We start from the raw sequence: 15,625 nt of genomic DNA on the forward strand, positions 1-15,625 counted from the left end.
GCCATGAACGCCATGACAGACACCACCCATTTCGACCGCCTCTCCAACCAGCACCTCGACGCGCTGGAAGAAGAGACGATCTTCATCCTGCGCGAAGTGGCGGCCGCCTTTGAGCGCCCCACCCTGCTGTTCTCGGGCGGCAAGGATTCGCTGGTCATGCTCAAGTGCGCCGAAAAGGCCTTTGGCGTGGGACGCATCCCCTACCCGCTGCTGATGATCGACACCGGCCACAACTTCCACGAAGTGACCGACTTCCGCGACTTCCGCGCCAAGGAACTGGGCGCCGAACTCATCGTGCGCAGCGTGGAAGACTCCATGGCCCGCGGCACTGTGCGCCTGGCCCACCCCGGTGAGAGCCGCAACGTGCACCAGTCGGTCACGCTGCTCGAAGCGATTGACGAATTCCGCTTTGACGCGCTCATCGGCGGCGCCCGCCGTGACGAAGAGAAGGCCCGCGCCAAAGAGCGCATCTTCTCCCACCGCGACAGCTTCGGCCAATGGCAGCCCAAGGCCCAGCGCCCAGAGCTGTGGACCCTGTTCAACACCCGCCTGCAGCCCGGTGAACACTTCCGCGTGTTCCCGATCAGCAACTGGACCGAGCTGGACGTGTGGCAGTACATCGAACGCGAAAAGATCGCGCTGCCTTCGCTCTACTACACGCACAAACGCGACGTGGTGGAACGCAAGGGCCTGCTGGTGCCGGTGACGGACCTGACACCCGCCAAAGATGGCGAGCAAATTGAGAGCCGCGATGTGCGCTTCCGCACCGTGGGCGACATCACCTGCACATGCCCGGTGGAAAGCACGGCGGCTACGGCGGCCGACATCGTGATCGAAACCCTGGCCGCCGACGTGAGCGAACGTGGCGCGACCCGCATGGACGATAAGACTTCTGAGGCTTCCATGGAGAAGCGCAAAAAGGACGGATACTTCTGATGACCGCTACTGTTTCTATAGCTACTCCCGCAACATCTACGGGCGTTAGCGGCATAAATGACACTTCCTCCGCGCTGCGTTTCATCACCTGCGGCAGCGTGGACGATGGCAAAAGCACGCTGATCGGCCGCCTGCTGGTCGACAGCCGCTCAGTGCTGCAAGACCAGTTGGCCAATGTCTCCAAGAGCGGCGAGGCCGATCTGGCGCTGTTCACCGACGGCCTGAGCGCCGAACGCGAGCAAGGCATCACCATCGACGTGGCCTACCGCTACTTCGCCACACCGGCGCGCAAGTTCATCATTGGCGACGCGCCCGGCCACGAGCAGTACACCCGCAACATGGTCACCGCCGCCAGCAGCGCCCACGCCGCTGTGGTGCTGGTGGACGCGACCAAACTGAAGTGGAATGTGGATAGCCTGGTGGACCTGTTGCCCCAGACCCGCCGCCATAGCCTGCTGGTGAACCTGCTGCGCGTGCCCGGCATCATCTTTGCGGTGAACAAGCTCGACGCCCTGGGCGACGACGCGGCCAAGGCCTTTGCCAAGATCACCGAAGCGCTGCACGCGTTTGCGGCCCAAGCTGGCATTGCCGTTACCGCCACCATTCCTATGTCGGCCCTGAAAGGACACAACGTGGTCACCGCCAACCCCGGCTGGTGCGGCTACCACGGCCCTAGCCTGCTGGCGCTGCTGGAAACCCTGCCCGTGACCGCCGCCGAGACCACCGTGCCGTTTGCCTTCCCCGTGCAGTGGGTCGAAAAGTTCCATGACTCCGCCGACACCAGCAAGGGCCGCCGCGTGTTCTGGGGCCGTGTGGCCACCGGTACCGTGCAGCCTGGCGACACCGTCTCCATCCTGCCCAGTGGCAAAACCGCCGTGGTGGCCCAAGTACTGAACCACGCCCGCGTGCCCAAGCACGTGGGCGCTGGCCACGGCGCCGGCCTGGTGCTGGACCGCGAAGTAGACGTGTCGCGCGGCGACTGGATTCTGGCCTCCAACGACGCCCCCAGCCACTTCGACACCACCCGCGAGATCAAGGCCACCGTCGCCTGGATGGACGATGAACCGCTGGTCGCCGGCCGCGTTTATCTGGCGCTGCATGGCCACCGCTGGATCAAGGCCAAGGTCAAACGTATCGTGCACAGCCTGGACATCAACACGCTGGAAGAGCACGATGCGAAAGAGATCCTGCCCAACTCCATTGGCCACATTGAAGTGTCTTTGCAGGAGCCGATTGCGGCCCTGCCCTACCTGCAAAGCCGGGTGCTGGGGTCGCTGATTTTGGTGGATACGGCCAGCCACAAGACGTCGGGCGCGTTGCTGCTGGGTTGATGCAACACAAAGGAGTCACCCCTGTTTACGGGGGTGGCTTCAAAACCCAATAAAATCAAGGGCTTGGCACTTTACTGCCACATTTACTACTTCTAGCCGCCAAACAACATGACACACATCGTCACCGAAGCCTGTATCAAGTGCAAATACACCGACTGCGTGGACGTGTGCCCCGTGGACTGCTTCCGCGAAGGCCCCAACTTTCTGACCATCGACCCCGATGAGTGCATCGACTGCGCCGTCTGCATCCCCGAATGCCCGGTCAACGCCATTTACGCTGAAGAAGATGCGCCCAAAGACCAGCAGCACATGATTCAGCTCAATGCCGAGCTGGCCCGCCTGCCTGGCTGGAAGAGCATCACCAAACGCAAGGCGCCATTGGACGATGCCGACGACTGGAAAGACAAGACCGGCAAGCTGTCTGAACTGATCCGCTAACGCGGCACACGGCATGGCTACACCCCTCATTGAAGCCGATGCCGTCGTCATAGGCGCAGGCCCGGTGGGCCTGTTCCAGGTCTTCCAGCTCGGCCTGCTGGAGGTCCAGGCCCATGTGATCGACGCCCTGTCCTACGCGGGCGGCCAGTGTGTCGAGCTCTACGCCGACAAACCCATTTACGACATCCCTGCCATCCCGCTCACCACCGGCCGTGGCCTGACGGAGAGCCTGCTGCAGCAAATTGCGCCGTTTGACGCGCAGATGCATTTTGGCCAGCAAGTGGCTTCGGTCCGGCGCCTGGACGACGGCCGCATCCACCTGACCACCACAACGGGCAAACAATTCCGCACCAAGGCGCTGTTTGTGGCCGCTGGTGTCGGTGCCTTTGTGGCCCGTAGCCTCCAACTGGAAGACATTGCGGCCTTTGAACGGACTCAGCTGCACTACCGCACCCCCAAGTTGAATACCCTGGCCAAGCAGCATGTGGTGATCCACGGCGGCGGCGATGCCGCGCTGGAATGCGCGCTGGAGGTACTGGCCCCCGGTAACACGCACCGCCCGGCTTCTGTCACGCTGTTGCACCGGCGCGATGTGCTGGTGGCAGAGGCCGCAACGCTGGCGCGCATCCAGGCGCTGCGCGCCAATGGCACGCTGCGCTTTGTGGCGGCACAGATCACCGGTTTTGAGGCCAGCGATGGCACGCTTACGGCGCTGCAGATTCTGGACGCCGAAGGCCAGACGCGTGCATTGCCGGCCGACCAGTTGCTGGTGTTCCTTGGCGTCTCGCCCAAGATGGGCCCGATTGCCGACTGGGGCTTGGCCATGGAGCGCAAGCAGGTCGAGGTGAATACCGAAAACTTTGGCACCAACGTGCCAGGCATTTTTGCCGTGGGCGACATCAACAACTACCCCGGCAAGAAGAAATTGATTTTGTGCGGCTTCCATGAAGCTACACTCGCCGCCTACGGTGCCATGCCCTTCATCTTTCCAGAGAAGAAGGTCATGCTGCAGTACACCACCACCAGCCCGCGCCTGCATGCGCTGCTGGGTGTGCAGACACCGCAAAAAATTGCGTGACTTTTTCGAAAATTTGGGCCCTTTTCCAAAACACCGAAAAAACCACGCTATAATTCGAGGCTCAATTCCTCAATAGCTCAGTTGGTAGAGCGCCGGACTGTTAATCCGTAGGTCCCTGGTTCGAGCCCAGGTTGAGGAGCCAAAATAACCCGCAAGGGTGCAAGAAACCCTGCTACTTTTTCAGTAGCGGGGTTTTTTCTTTGTCGGCCACAATGCGCTGCTACGAAAGCCGCTCAATGAAAGACCATTACGCCGCCCTTGGGCTCAATAGCGCTGCCACGCTGGCCGATATCAAGAAGGCATTCCGCCAAAAGGCTGCGCTCTACCACCCGGACCGCAACCCGGCCCCGGATGCCGCACAGCGTTTTCGTGAAGTGCAAGAAGCCTATGACACCCTGTCTGATGACAGCAAACGCCAGGCCTACGACGACAACCGCCGCCGTGGCCTGCTGGACAGCCCGATCGACACCGCGCGTGAAATCTGGAATACCTATTTCGCCCGCATTCTGTGAGTAACACCCGTTCATGAGCATTTCCCCGTTTTTCCAGCACCTGCGCAGCGCCTACGAAGCCGAAATCGACGACCTGGCCTCCGACTCCGAAGGCAAGCACATGCTGCCCAAAAAGCTGGCCGAGCGCCGCAAGGAACTGGGCTTCTTGCTCAGCATGCTGGAGCTCAGCCCCGAAATGGTGGCCGTGGTGTTCCACCAAGCCTTTCGCTTCAAGTCCACCACCGCCATGAACCACCTGATCTCGCACGAGTCGGAAGACCTGCCGGACTGGGACAGCCTGAGCGACACGGTGGAAGTGCTGCCTGCCGCTCGCACCATGGTGAGCCAGGTGCTGCAGCAGCCCGCGGGCGCCTGGTTCATGTCGGTGGCCGCAGCCCTGGAATACATGTATGGCCGCCCCGACAGCCGTGCCGCAGCGCAAAGCGACGAAGACGACGAGGACCATGAAGACTCGGACGATGACAACCGAGAAGGCGAAGACGAGGGCCTGGACGAAGACGAACGTGCAGCCCGCGTGAGTGAAAAAGAAGGCGCCGCCTGGATGGTGGAACAAGGCTTTGACCACAAAGACTGATAAAGCTGAAACACGATGTCCCAACTTGCCCTGATTGAAAAAACCCAAGCCCTCATCGCCGCTGGCGACATCGTGGGCGCCGAATCCGTACTGACCGAACTGGCTGACAGCGAGGGCGACGGCGCCCTGATGGTGGTGCTGGAGCAGTTGCCGCCCAAAGACATCCTGGCCGTGATCCGCGAATACGACGACTCCAAGGAGTCCATCGTCAACCTGCTGATCACGCCGCAGCAGTTTGCGCATGCCGTGGTCATTGAAAAGCAGTACAAAGACATGACCCGCACCCACCTGCGCGGCATGATGAATTCGGTCATCTTCCGCGATGAGTCGGCAGAGGCCAACGAGTTTCTCACCGCCATTGGCGACCTCGAAGGTGGCAGCGAAGCGCTGGCGGACTACTTCACCGAGAAGTGGAGCCGCATCGAAGCCTTTGCCCGCACCGGCGTGTTTGACACGGCGGAAGACGATGGCGAGATGTTGTCCGAGCAGGCCTTGTACCAATCGGCCTATGTGCGCCCGCGCGTGGAGCTGGACGAAGTGGCCGACCAGGACTGGATGCAGATGGCCTGGCTGCTGCGCCACGAACTGCCCGACCTCTTCATCGAAATGCTGCTGGTGCTGCGCGCCAAGGCCCGTGCCCACGACCTGGGCCTGGACGACGAGGAAGAGGCCGAGGAAGACGACGGCAAGGTGGAAACCGGCGACACCGACCGCGGCAAGGCCACACCCGCCGCGCGGGATGACGACGAAGAGTCTGCCATCTGACCATGTCTGCGCAGCCGCAAGCCGTCTCCCTGTTTGACGCCCGCCCCTTCTTCGAGAAGGCGCTGGCCTTTGGCATGCAGCACGGCCTGATTGACCAGGCCAAGCTGGACGCCATTTGCACCGATGCGCCCAAAGGCATGGTGCAGATTGCACGTTACTTTGGCACCGAGTTTTTGCGCCCCGAGCTGGAGCAGGCCAAAGACCGCATGGTGAACCTGGTAAGCCTGTACCTGGAGCACAGCAGCGGGGGCGATCTGCACCGCGCCGCCGAGGCGCTGCGTGACCACAGCTTTCTCTCGCGCTCCAAGGGCGGCTCGGACATGCTCAAGGCATTGATTGCCATGCCGCAAACCACCCACTTCGGCATGAACGAACGCAGTGGTTTCCGGGATGAACACATTCCGCTGCTGGCCAAGTGGACGCTGCGGAGCCTGCCCGACTACCAGGCCGAGCTGGCCAGCCGCAGCCGCGTGGCGGCCGTGGTGGATGCCGCTGTCTGGATGGCGCAGCAGCTGGGTGTGGACGAAGACGCGCTGGAAGAAGCCGGCAAGGACGCAGAGGCCGTGATCCGCACCGGGCTGCTGGCCATGGCGCTCAAGCGCACCGAAATGCCCGACTGGGTGCTGTTCGAAAAAATGGTGCTGGCGCTGCGCAAGAAGTTTGCGGGCCAGACCGAGAAGTTCAAGATCCCGCTGCCCAAAGACCTGCCGGACGAGTACGCCGCGGTGGTAGAGACGGTGCGCCAGTCTCTGCTGCAAGATGCCCCCAAGTGGCTGGAATCTACCGTGCCCGCGCGCAAACTGTTTGACCAGACGCCGGCCTTCATGGGCCGCTACTTCTGGCAGGAAGACATGCTGGCCGAGGTAGACCACTTTGAACGCACCAGCAACAAGGCTTGGGACAAGGCTACCGGCGGCAACGACGACGAAAGCTCGCTGCTCACCCTGTTTCTGTGCATGGCGGCAGGCAGCACGCCCAAAACCCTGCTGACCGAAAAAGCCGCAGGCACCCTGGTGCGCAAGATCCGCAAGTCCGGCCTGCAGCCCGCGTTGGCCAGCACCTTCATTGCAGAACACGCGCCGGCCCAGCACCTGGACGACTACACCAGCCTGTGGGACAACTTCATCGAAGACGCCCGCCCCACACTGGAAAGTGACCACGACTACACCTTCAACGATGCGGTTGCGCTCTTGCGGCGCGAGTGCAATATCGGGGCCTAGAAGCAGAGACCTGAGAGCTACTGCGCAGCCAGATCAAAAATCTTCGCCATAGGCACCCACTTCTCACCCGCCGGTGTCCAGGGCGTGGGCGCCTGGTAGGTCCACATCAGCGTTTCCCAGCGCACGATGGCTGGGTTGTCCAGCGAGGCCTGGGCCATGCGCTCGGCGCTGTACACGGCCGGGTCTACCTCCATCACCATGAACAGGCGTGTCCCCAGCCGGTAAATCTCCATCTGCACCACACCCTGCGCACGCAGATGCTCGCGCACCTCGGGCCAAATCGTTTCGTGGGCTTTTTCATAGTCGGCAATGCGCTTGACGTCGTCCACCAGGTCCAGTGCCAGAGCGTAGCGGGTGACCGCCGTACTCATGACAGGGCCCGGTCCAGGTGGGTGTAACCGCCATCGACAAACACCCATTGCCCGGTGGTGTGCGAAGAGGCATCGGAGAGCAAAAAGACACACATGCGCGCCATCTCCTCAGAGGTGGTCATGCGGTGGCCCAGGGGAATTTTGGCGGTGATGGCCGCCAGTTTTTCCTCCGGTTTGTCAAAGGTCTGGATCCAGCGCTCGTACAGGGGCGTCATCACTTCGGCCGGAATCAGCGCATTCACGCGCACGCCGTCGTTCAACAGCGCAGCCGCCCATTCCCGGGTCAGAGACAGTTGCGCGCCCTTGGACGCACAGTAGCCGCTCGTGTTGCCTTGGCCCGTCAGCGCCGTTTTGGAAGAGACGTTGACGATGGCCCCCTGCACCGCTTTGAGGTGGGGCACGCAGTAGTGCGCCATCACGTAGTAATGAATCAGGTTGCGCTCCAGAGAACCCATGAACGCTTCGCGCCCAGCCTCCAGCCCAATGCTGTCGTTCACGCCGGCGTTGTTCACCAGGCCGTCGATACGCCCGAACCGGGCCACCGTCTGCTCGACGGCTGCGCGGCAGGCAGCATCGTCAGACAGCTCGACCTGGACAAACAGGTGCTGGGCTGCTTTGGCTTGCAACTGCTGTGCAAACTCCGGGGACATGGGGCTTTTACCCAGAATGACGGGAATGGCGCCCTCTTCGGCCAGCGTGAGCGAAATGGCCGCGCCAATGCCGCTGGCGCCACCGGTCACGATGACCACCTTGTCTTTTAAATGCAGATCCATGGAAACTCTCGCTTAAAAAGGTCAATCGGTCAGTGCCTGCACATTCAGGCCATAACAGCGCACGGCATTGCCGCTCCAGAAGGCGTCCTGCTCGCGCACCGTCAGGCGGGTACTGGCCCATTTGTGTGCCAGACCATGCACCGCGTCATACGGAGCAGCCAGCTGGCACACCGGCCAGTCCGAGCCGAACATCAGCCGCTGTGGGCCAAAGGCCTCCAGCGCCTGGTCAAAACAGGAGAGGATGATTTTGGCGTCCTCCGGCGTGATACCGGTGTGCGCACCCCAGTCAGCCTCCGTGACCGCGCCCGACAGCTTGCACACCACATGCGGCAAGGTGGCCAGTTCACGGATGCACGTGCTCCAGCGGCGGGACACCTCGGCATTGCGTGCCCAGTCCCGCACGGCGGGTTTTCCCACATGGTCCAGCACCAGCCAGTGTTGGTCATGGCGGGCACAAAACTCGGTCACCGTGGGCAACTGGTGGTCAAACACCAGCACGTCGTAGACCAGCCCTCGCCGCTGCAAGGCGCGCAGGCCTTGGTTGATGGCCGGTGCATTCACCCAGGCGCCCACGTCCGGCTCGTCCTGCAGGATGTGGCGCAGGCCCTTGAAGGCTGCATGCGCCCCCCATTGGTCCAGCCGATGCTCCAGGTCCGCGCCGCCCAAGTCGGCCCAGCCCACGACACCAATCACCTCGGGGTTGTGGTCGGCCACGCGCAGCAGAAAGTCGGTCTCCACCGCCAGCGTGCGGGCCTGCACGGCCACCACGGCATCCACACCCGCAGCCCGCAGCGCGGCATCGCAGTCCACTGGCATGCAGTCCCGTTGCAGCAGGGGCATGGCCTCACTGATCCACGGGAACTCCTCGGTGCGGTAACGCCAGTAGTGCTGGTGGGTGTCTATTTTCATGCCGCTTTGGCTTTGGGTTGGAAGGTGTAGTGCTGCAGCGATTCCGGCTTCATTTCGATCGAGAAGCCGGGCGCCTTGGGCGGCATGTAGGCGGCGTTCTCAATCACGCACGGTTCCTTGAAATGCTCATGCAGGTGGTCCACATACTCGATCACGCGCCCCTCGCGGGTGCCCGCGATGCACAGGTAGTCGATCATGGACAGATGCTGCACATACTCGCACAGGCCGACGCCCCCGGCATGCGGGCACACGGGCAAGTTGTACTTGGCCGCCATCAGCATCACGGCCAGAATTTCGTTCACACCGCCCAGGCGGCAGGAATCGATCTGCACCACGTCAATCGCACCGCGCATGATCAGTTGTTTGAAGATGATGCGGTTTTGGCACATCTCGCCAGTGGCCACCTTCACGGGGGCCACGCCTTCGCGGATCACGCGGTGGCCTTCGATATCGTCCGGGCTGGTCGGTTCTTCAATGAACCAAGGCTTGCAGAAAGCCAGGTCGTTGACCCACTCCACGGCCTGCTTCACGTCCCACACCTGGTTGGCGTCGATCATGAGCTGGCGGTTCGGGCCCAGCACTTCGCGCGCGATGGTCAGACGACGAATATCGTCGGCCTTGTCGCGGCCCACCTTCATCTTCACGTGGTTAAAGCCCGCATCAATGGCCTCTTGGCACAAGCGGCGCAGCTTGTCGTCGTCGTAACCCAGCCAGCCGGCGGATGTGGTGTAACAAGGGTAGCCTTCACGCTCCAGTGTGGCCCAGCGTTCGGCCTTGCCCACAGCCTGCTTTTGCAACAAGGCCAAGGCTTCCTCGGGCGTGATGCAGTCGGTGATGTAACGGAAGTCGATCAGCTTGACCAGCTCCTCGGGGCTCATGCGCGCTACCAGCGCCCACACCGGTACACCTTCTTGCTTGGCCCACAGGTCCCACACCGCGTTGACCACAGCACCAGTCGCCAGGTGGATGGCACCCTTGTCTGGGCCAATCCAGCGCAGCTGGCTGTCGGAGGTGATGTAGCGCCAGAAGCGGCCCATGTCTTCGGCCACCCAGGCCATGTCCAGGCCCACCACCAGGTGGCGCATGGCTTCGATGGCGGCGCAGCAGATTTCGTTGCCGCGGCCGATGGTGAACGTCAGGCCGTGGCCTTCCAAGCCGGGCTGGTCGGTTTCCAGAATCACATAGGCCGCGGAATAGTCCGGGTCCGGGTTCATGGCATCCGAGCCATCCAGGTGTTGGGACGTGGGAAAGCGCACGTCCACGACGCGCATGTTGGTGATCTTGCTCATGTCAGGCCTGTACGGTCTTCTGGGTTTGGGTGCCCAGGCCATCGATGCCCAGGTGAATAACTTGGCCCGCGCGCAGGTACTGCGGTGGCTTCTGGCCCATGCCCACGCCGGGCGGGGTGCCGGTGGAGATCACGTCGCCGGGTTGCAGGCTCATGAAACGGCTGAGATACGCGATGAGGAACTTCACGCCGTAGACCATGGTGGACGTGCTGCCGTTCTGGAAGCGCTTGCCATCCACGTCCAGCCACATCTTCAGGGCTTGCGGATCAGGCACTTCGTCGGCCGTGACCAGCCAAGGGCCGGTGGGGCCAAAGGTGTCGCAGCCCTTGCCCTTGTCCCAGGTACCGCTGCGGTCGAGTTGGTATTCGCGCTCAGACACATCGTTCACCACGCAGTAACCCGCCACATGGGACAGCGCATCGGCCTCCTCGATGTAACGGCCGCCCTTGCCGATGACCACGCCCAGCTCCACTTCCCAGTCGGTCTTGACCGAACCACGGGGGATTTCGACGGCATCGTCTGGACCCACAATCGCGCTGGTCCATTTGTTGAAGACCACCGGCTCGGGCGGCACCTGCATACCACTCTCGGCCGCATGGTCGGAGTAATTCAGTCCAATGCAGATGAACTTGCCTACGTTGCCTACACAGGCACCCAGGCGCAAATCCTTTTGCGGAGTGCCTGCCACCAGGGGCAAGCTCTCAATGTTCACGCCACGCAAACGCGCCAGGTTCTCGGGCAGCAGCGCAGCACCAGCCACATCGGCCACCTGTCCCGACAGGTCGCGCACGCGGCCCTGGGCATCCAACACACCGGGCTTTTCCTGACCTGGCAATCCGTAGCGTACTAATTTCACAGTCTTTCCTTTTCAGTCAACAAAATCAGGGCACCCGCGGAACTGGCTCAGCCAGGCCGCTGGGTGCGCCCCCCACCCGCCGCAGGCGAGAGAGAGGGGAGCGGCATAGCCGCTCGGGGGGTGATTTACTTCAATCGTAAAGAACGGCCGCGATCTTGGCGTCCTTCATATTGGTCTTGTCGTAATAGTAGAAGCCGGTGTCGATGATCTTGGGCAACTTCTCACCCTTCAAGGCCTTCACAGCGGCTTCCACGGTTTTGTAGCCAATGCCCACGGGGTTTTGGGTGATGGAGCCGGCAATGGTGCCGTCATTGATCATGTCCTTCTGGGCCTTGCCAGAGTCAAAACCGATGATGGTCACGCCCGTCTTCTTGGCTTCCTTGATGCCTTTGCCCGCACCGATAGCGCCCGGCTCATTGGTACCAAAAATACCCTTCAGCTTGGGGTGTGCCTGCATCAGGGCCTTGGCAATCTCGGCGGACTTCAGCTGGTCACCGCCGTACTGCACGTCCACCACCTTGATCTTGGGGTACTTGGCCTTGATCTGGTTCAAGAAGCCGTCGCGGCGGTCCACACCGGTGCGGCTGGTCTGGTCATGGGCAATCACAGCCACTTCGCCTTCGCCACCAATCTTCTCAGCCATTTTGTCTGCGGCCAGTGCGGCGGCAGCCACGTTGTTGGTCGTGGCCGTGGTCACCGGAATATCGCTGTCCACACCGGAGTCAAAGGCGATGACGGGCACTTTGGCAGCCTGAGCCTTCTTCAGCAGCGGAATCGCGGCCTTGCTGTCCAGCGCGGCAAATCCGATGGCGGCCGGCTTCTTGGCCATGGCAGCGGACAGCATGTCAATTTGTTTGTCCACTTGCTGCTCGGTTTCGGGGCCTTCAAAGGTGACCTTCACCTTGTAGTCCTTGGCGGCCTGGTCAGCGCCCTGCTTCACGGCTTGCCAGAACTGGTGCTGGAAGCCTTTGGACACCAAGGGGATGTAAATCTCCTGGGCGGTTGCGAAGCTGGAAAAACCAGCCAGTGCCAAGCCGGCAGTCAAAGCCAGCAGTTGTCGTTTTGCGTTCATGGGTTGTCTCCTGTTAGAAAAAGTTATGTCACACGAAATCACGAAAAGGGAAAAAACACGGGGGCATGGAAAAGGGCGTGGTGCGTGGCGCGGTCTCCTTATTTCTTGTTGCGGCGCAAGTTGTCGGTGTAAACCGCCAGAATGATGATGAGACCAGTGAGCACCATCTGCCACTCTTGGGCCACCGACATGATCCGCAGGCCGTTGATCAGTACGCTCATGATGAAAGCGCCGATGATGGTGCCCAGGATGGTGCCGACACCGCCGCTGAGCGAGGTGCCGCCAATCACCACTGCGGCAATGGCATCCAGCTCATAGCCCTGGCCCAGCGCGGGTTGGGCCGAGTTCAGGCGCGAGGCAATCAGCAATCCGGAAATGCCGCAGATGCCGCCTGCAAAGGTGTAGATGATGACTTTCCAGCGGTCTACGTTCACCCCCGACAGGCGTACCGCTTCTTCGTTGCTGCCCAGGGCAAAGGTGTAACGGCCCAGGGCGGTCTTGTTCAAGACCACGGCGCTGATGATGGCCACCACAAACAAGATCAGCACGCCGTTGGGAATCGGCAGCGACGGAAACACGTCACCAATCAGGGAGCCCAACGAGATCTGGTCAAAGCCTTCCACATCACTGAAGTAAATCGGACGGGTCTGGGTGATCAGCAGCGACAGGCCCTTGAGCAGCATCATCATGCCCAGCGTGGCGATAAAGGGCGGCACCTTGAGCTTGGTGATGGCCAGACCGGAGACGCAGCCTGACAAGGCCCCCATGCCCAGCGCACACACCACACCCAGCGGCATGGGCATGCCCAGGTTCACCATGAACACCCCGGCCATCACGGCGCAAAAGGTCATCAGCACGCCGACCGAGAGGTCAATGCCAGAGGTGATGATGATGAAGGTGCTGGCAATGGCCAGCACCCCAATCACGGTGGTGGATTGCAGGATGCCGATGATGTTGTCCTGCGTCATGAAGGCATCGGGCTTGAGCACGGTGAACACCAGGATCAGCGCAATCAGGCTGGCAAAGGCCAGCAGCTTTTGTTTGGCCTGGCCACCAGACAGGCGGCTCAGCCAGGAAGAAGAGGAAGTTGTTTGTGTCATTGCTAAACCTTGTTTTGTTCTAGTCAGTCGCGCCGCGTTGCCAGGGCCATCAGGCTTTCCTGCGTGGCCTCATCACCCCGCACCTCACCGGTGATGCGGCCTTCGCACATCACCACAATGCGGTGGCTCAAAAGCAGCACCTCGGGCAGCTCGCTGGAGATCACAACGATGGCGCGGCCCTGGGCGGCTAGGTCGTTGAGCAACTTGTAGATCTCACTCTTGGCGCCCACGTCGATACCGCGCGTGGGTTCGTCAAAAATCAGCACCTCGCAGTCCTGCACCAACCACTTGGCGATCACCACTTTCTGCTGGTTGCCGCCCGAAAGCAGACGCGCCGTCTGCGTGAGCGAAGGGGTCTTGATGCGCAGTTTCTGCACCATCTGCTCACCAATGCTGCGGATGGCGGATTGGTTGAGGAACATGCCCCAGGTCAACCAGCGTTTGAGGCTGGGCAACGTGATGTTGGACTCCACGTCCATGCCCGTGGCCAGCCCGAAGTGCTTGCGGTCCTCGGACAGGTAGCCAATGCCGGCCTGAACTGCGTCTTCGGGAGACTTCAGGCGGATCAACCGGCCGGCTACGCGAACTTCACCCGACTCGATGGCATCCGCACCAAACACGGCCCGCGCCACCTCGGTACGGCCCGCCCCCATGAGGCCGGCAAATCCCAGAATCTCGCCACGGCGCACGCTAAAGCTCACATCGCGGATGGCGCGGCCGCGGTTCAGCCCGCGCACGTCCAGCAGCACCTCATTGGCCGAGGTGTCGGGAATCTGCTTTTCGGTCACATCCAGCTTGCGCCCCACCATCATGGCAATAACCTCGGCCATCGGCGTGGTGGCCGCTGGCACGGTGGCGATGTAGGCACCGTCACGCATCACGGTGATGCGGTCGGCAATGCGCTGGATCTCGTCCATCTTGTGCGAGATGTAGACAATGCCCACGCCCTCTTCCTTGAGCTGGCGGATGATGCGGAACAGCTCTTCAATTTCGGCGTTGTTCAGGGCGGCGGTGGGCTCGTCCATGATGAGCACGCGCGACTTGTGGGACAAGGCCTTGGCAATCTCCACCATCTGCTGGCGCGCCACGGTCAAGTCGCCAATCGTGGTGGTCGGGGCCAGTTGCAGGTTCAGGCGGTCGAACAGGGCCTGGGCATCGCGGTTGAGCTGCCCCTCGTCCAGAAACAAGCCACCGGCCTTGCGTGGCTCGCGGCCCAGAAAGATATTTTGTGCCGCGGTCAGGTGGCCCATCAGGTGCAGCTCCTGGTGGATGATGCCGATGGCCAGCGACTGCGCATGCGCCGGGCTCTCAATCTCCACGGGCTTGCCGTCCAGCAGCACTTCACCACTGTCCTTGCGGTAGACACCGGCCAGGATTTTCATCAGCGTGGACTTGCCCGCGCCGTTTTCGCCCATCAGGGCATGCACCTCACCGGGCATCAGGTCAAAGCGCACGCCATCGAGCGCACGCACACCCGGAAACGATTTGCTGAGGTTTTGTACGGAAACCAGTGCTGTCACAGTGAGACCTTTGTTGCAGTGGGCGTCATCAGATGGTCACGCCACCGTCGACCAGCAGCGTCTGCCCAGTGACAAAGCGCGACTCGTCGCTGGCCAGAAACACCACCATGGGGGTAATGTCGTCCACCGAGGCCAGACGCCCCATGGGCTGGCGCGCCACAAAGTCTTTCTCGGCCTGCACCGGGTCGGCGGCACTGGCAATGCGCCCGCGCAGAGACGGCGTATCCACGGTGCCGGGGCACAGCGCGTTGGCACGCAGACCAGCCTTCACATAGTCAGCCGCCAGCGATTTGGTCAGGCCAATGACGGCCGCCTTGGTGGTGCCATAGGCGCAGCGGTTGGCAAAGCCCTTGATGCTGGACGCCATGGACGCCATGTTGATGACCGAGACACTGCCGCCTTGCGTTTCGACCTTGGCCAGCATGGCGGGTAGAAAGGCACGGGTCATGCGGAACATGCTTTTCACGTTCAAATCGAAGCTCAGGTCCCAGTCGGCCTCGGTGCCGTCCAGCAAGCTGCCGTTGGCCACCATGCCGGCGCAGTTGAACAAAGCGTCCAGCGCCGGCGTGCGCGCAGCCAGAGCAGCCACGGCGGCGTCGTTGCGCACGTCCAGCAGCTCCACCTGGATGCTGGAGTGCTCGGCGGCCAGGCTGTCCAGAAACGCCTGGTTGATGTCGGTGGCGATCACACGGGCACCCTCGGCTGCGCAGGCCAGCGCGCTGGCCCGGCCAATGCCCTGCGCTGCCGCGGTGATGAGCACTGTTTTACCTTGCAAACGCCCTTGACCCATGCTGCTGACTCCGGTTTAATTAATTTAAATATGAACAACTAATTCATGTATGAAGCAGAATCATAGACAGCTTGGCTGCCGCAAGTCCTAG

17 protein-coding genes and 1 tRNA gene are annotated in these 15,625 nt (G+C 61.8%); 9 read left to right on the forward strand and 9 right to left on the reverse strand.

The features are described 5' to 3' along the window. Positions 1-3: 3 nt before the first annotated feature. The 9 genes from cysD (at position 4) to AC097A_RS11300 (ending at position 6,854) form a co-directional block, all read left to right on the forward strand. On the forward strand, positions 4-936 hold the full coding sequence (gene cysD, locus AC097A_RS11260; RefSeq protein ID WP_479620892.1) for a sulfate adenylyltransferase subunit CysD: 933 nt from the start codon (positions 4-6) through the stop codon (positions 934-936). Then, on the forward strand, positions 936-2,267 hold the full coding sequence (locus AC097A_RS11265; RefSeq protein WP_479620893.1) for a sulfate adenylyltransferase subunit 1: 1,332 nt from the start codon (positions 936-938) through the stop codon (positions 2,265-2,267). The genes cysD and AC097A_RS11265 overlap by 1 nt, the downstream gene beginning before the upstream one ends. Before the next feature lie 108 nt (positions 2,268-2,375). After that, complete coding sequence (gene fdxA / locus AC097A_RS11270) at positions 2,376-2,705, forward strand: ferredoxin FdxA (RefSeq protein ID WP_315496825.1); 330 nt, start codon at positions 2,376-2,378, stop codon at positions 2,703-2,705. Between the two features lie 13 nt (positions 2,706-2,718). Further along, the gene (locus tag AC097A_RS11275) at positions 2,719-3,783 is read left to right on the forward strand and encodes an NAD(P)/FAD-dependent oxidoreductase (protein ID WP_479620894.1); all 1,065 of its coding nucleotides are present in this window, start codon (positions 2,719-2,721) and stop codon (positions 3,781-3,783) included. Between the two features lie 66 nt (positions 3,784-3,849). Further along, positions 3,850-3,925, forward strand: a tRNA-Asn gene (locus tag AC097A_RS11280). Between the two features lie 94 nt (positions 3,926-4,019). Next, positions 4,020-4,295 carry a DnaJ domain-containing protein gene (locus tag AC097A_RS11285; RefSeq protein WP_479620895.1) on the forward strand — a complete coding sequence of 92 codons (276 nt, stop codon included), beginning with the start codon at positions 4,020-4,022 and terminating at the stop codon, positions 4,293-4,295. Positions 4,296-4,308: 13 nt separating this feature from the next. After that, positions 4,309-4,869 carry a hypothetical protein gene (locus tag AC097A_RS11290; protein WP_479620896.1) on the forward strand — a complete coding sequence of 187 codons (561 nt, stop codon included), beginning with the start codon at positions 4,309-4,311 and terminating at the stop codon, positions 4,867-4,869. A gap of 15 nt (positions 4,870-4,884) precedes the next feature. Beyond that, complete coding sequence (locus tag AC097A_RS11295; protein ID WP_479620897.1) at positions 4,885-5,634, forward strand: hypothetical protein; 750 nt, start codon at positions 4,885-4,887, stop codon at positions 5,632-5,634. Positions 5,635-5,636: 2 nt separating this feature from the next. Further along, positions 5,637-6,854: a hypothetical protein gene (locus AC097A_RS11300; RefSeq protein ID WP_479620898.1), complete on the forward strand. Its 1,218-nt coding sequence runs from the start codon at positions 5,637-5,639 to the stop codon at positions 6,852-6,854. Positions 6,855-6,871: 17 nt separating this feature from the next. Here the strand turns inward: AC097A_RS11300 and AC097A_RS11305 are convergent, their stop codons facing one another. From AC097A_RS11305 to AC097A_RS11345, 9 genes are all read right to left on the reverse strand, one after another. Next, the gene (locus tag AC097A_RS11305) at positions 6,872-7,225 is read right to left on the reverse strand and encodes an L-rhamnose mutarotase (RefSeq protein ID WP_479620899.1); all 354 of its coding nucleotides are present in this window, start codon (positions 7,223-7,225) and stop codon (positions 6,872-6,874) included. Beyond that, positions 7,222-7,998, reverse strand: coding sequence for an L-fucose dehydrogenase (locus AC097A_RS11310; RefSeq protein WP_479620900.1), 777 nt, complete (start codon positions 7,996-7,998; stop codon positions 7,222-7,224). Before AC097A_RS11310 ends, AC097A_RS11305 begins: the two co-directional genes overlap by 4 nt. Before the next feature lie 21 nt (positions 7,999-8,019). After that, a complete protein-coding gene (locus AC097A_RS11315; RefSeq protein ID WP_479620901.1) occupies positions 8,020-8,907 on the reverse strand; it encodes an L-fucono-1,5-lactonase in 888 nt (295 codons plus the stop codon). Further along, positions 8,904-10,196 (reverse strand): L-fuconate dehydratase, encoded by a 1,293-nt coding sequence (locus AC097A_RS11320; protein WP_479620902.1) that lies wholly within the window; start codon positions 10,194-10,196, stop codon positions 8,904-8,906. Before AC097A_RS11320 ends, AC097A_RS11315 begins: the two co-directional genes overlap by 4 nt. A gap of 1 nt (position 10,197) precedes the next feature. Beyond that, positions 10,198-11,052 (reverse strand): fumarylacetoacetate hydrolase family protein, encoded by an 855-nt coding sequence (locus AC097A_RS11325; RefSeq protein ID WP_479620903.1) that lies wholly within the window; start codon positions 11,050-11,052, stop codon positions 10,198-10,200. 130 nt (positions 11,053-11,182) lie between these two features. Continuing rightward, entirely contained in the window at positions 11,183-12,124 is a 942-nt protein-coding gene (locus AC097A_RS11330; protein ID WP_105262873.1) for an ABC transporter substrate-binding protein, read from the reverse strand. A gap of 98 nt (positions 12,125-12,222) precedes the next feature. After that, positions 12,223-13,224: an ABC transporter permease gene (locus AC097A_RS11335; protein ID WP_479620904.1), complete on the reverse strand. Its 1,002-nt coding sequence runs from the start codon at positions 13,222-13,224 to the stop codon at positions 12,223-12,225. A gap of 23 nt (positions 13,225-13,247) precedes the next feature. Further along, positions 13,248-14,744, reverse strand: coding sequence for a sugar ABC transporter ATP-binding protein (locus AC097A_RS11340; protein WP_479620905.1), 1,497 nt, complete (start codon positions 14,742-14,744; stop codon positions 13,248-13,250). A 28-nt stretch (positions 14,745-14,772) separates the two neighbouring features. Beyond that, on the reverse strand, positions 14,773-15,534 hold the full coding sequence (locus tag AC097A_RS11345; RefSeq protein ID WP_479620906.1) for an SDR family oxidoreductase: 762 nt from the start codon (positions 15,532-15,534) through the stop codon (positions 14,773-14,775). Between the last annotated feature and the right edge of the window lie 91 nt (positions 15,535-15,625).

Source organism: Rhodoferax sp. XS2R6, from assembly GCF_056521365.1.

Bases quoted from the DNA above. Each gene is read 5' to 3' on its own strand.
- cysD (WP_479620892.1), top strand. From the start codon at position 4: ATGAACGCCATGACAGACACCACCCATTTCGACCGCCTCTCCAACCAG.
- AC097A_RS11265 (WP_479620893.1), top strand. From the start codon at position 936: ATGACCGCTACTGTTTCTATAGCTACTCCCGCAACATCTACGGGCGTT.
- fdxA (WP_315496825.1), top strand. From the start codon at position 2,376: ATGACACACATCGTCACCGAAGCCTGTATCAAGTGCAAATACACCGAC.
- AC097A_RS11275 (WP_479620894.1), top strand. From the start codon at position 2,719: ATGGCTACACCCCTCATTGAAGCCGATGCCGTCGTCATAGGCGCAGGC.
- AC097A_RS11285 (WP_479620895.1), top strand. From the start codon at position 4,020: ATGAAAGACCATTACGCCGCCCTTGGGCTCAATAGCGCTGCCACGCTG.
- AC097A_RS11290 (WP_479620896.1), top strand. From the start codon at position 4,309: ATGAGCATTTCCCCGTTTTTCCAGCACCTGCGCAGCGCCTACGAAGCC.
- AC097A_RS11295 (WP_479620897.1), top strand. From the start codon at position 4,885: ATGTCCCAACTTGCCCTGATTGAAAAAACCCAAGCCCTCATCGCCGCT.
- AC097A_RS11300 (WP_479620898.1), top strand. From the start codon at position 5,637: ATGTCTGCGCAGCCGCAAGCCGTCTCCCTGTTTGACGCCCGCCCCTTC.
- AC097A_RS11305 (WP_479620899.1), bottom strand. From the start codon at position 7,225: ATGAGTACGGCGGTCACCCGCTACGCTCTGGCACTGGACCTGGTGGAC.
- AC097A_RS11310 (WP_479620900.1), bottom strand. From the start codon at position 7,998: ATGGATCTGCATTTAAAAGACAAGGTGGTCATCGTGACCGGTGGCGCC.
- AC097A_RS11315 (WP_479620901.1), bottom strand. From the start codon at position 8,907: ATGAAAATAGACACCCACCAGCACTACTGGCGTTACCGCACCGAGGAG.
- AC097A_RS11320 (WP_479620902.1), bottom strand. From the start codon at position 10,196: ATGAGCAAGATCACCAACATGCGCGTCGTGGACGTGCGCTTTCCCACG.
- AC097A_RS11330 (WP_105262873.1), bottom strand. From the start codon at position 12,124: ATGAACGCAAAACGACAACTGCTGGCTTTGACTGCCGGCTTGGCACTG.
- AC097A_RS11335 (WP_479620904.1), bottom strand. From the start codon at position 13,224: ATGACACAAACAACTTCCTCTTCTTCCTGGCTGAGCCGCCTGTCTGGT.
- AC097A_RS11345 (WP_479620906.1), bottom strand. From the start codon at position 15,534: ATGGGTCAAGGGCGTTTGCAAGGTAAAACAGTGCTCATCACCGCGGCA.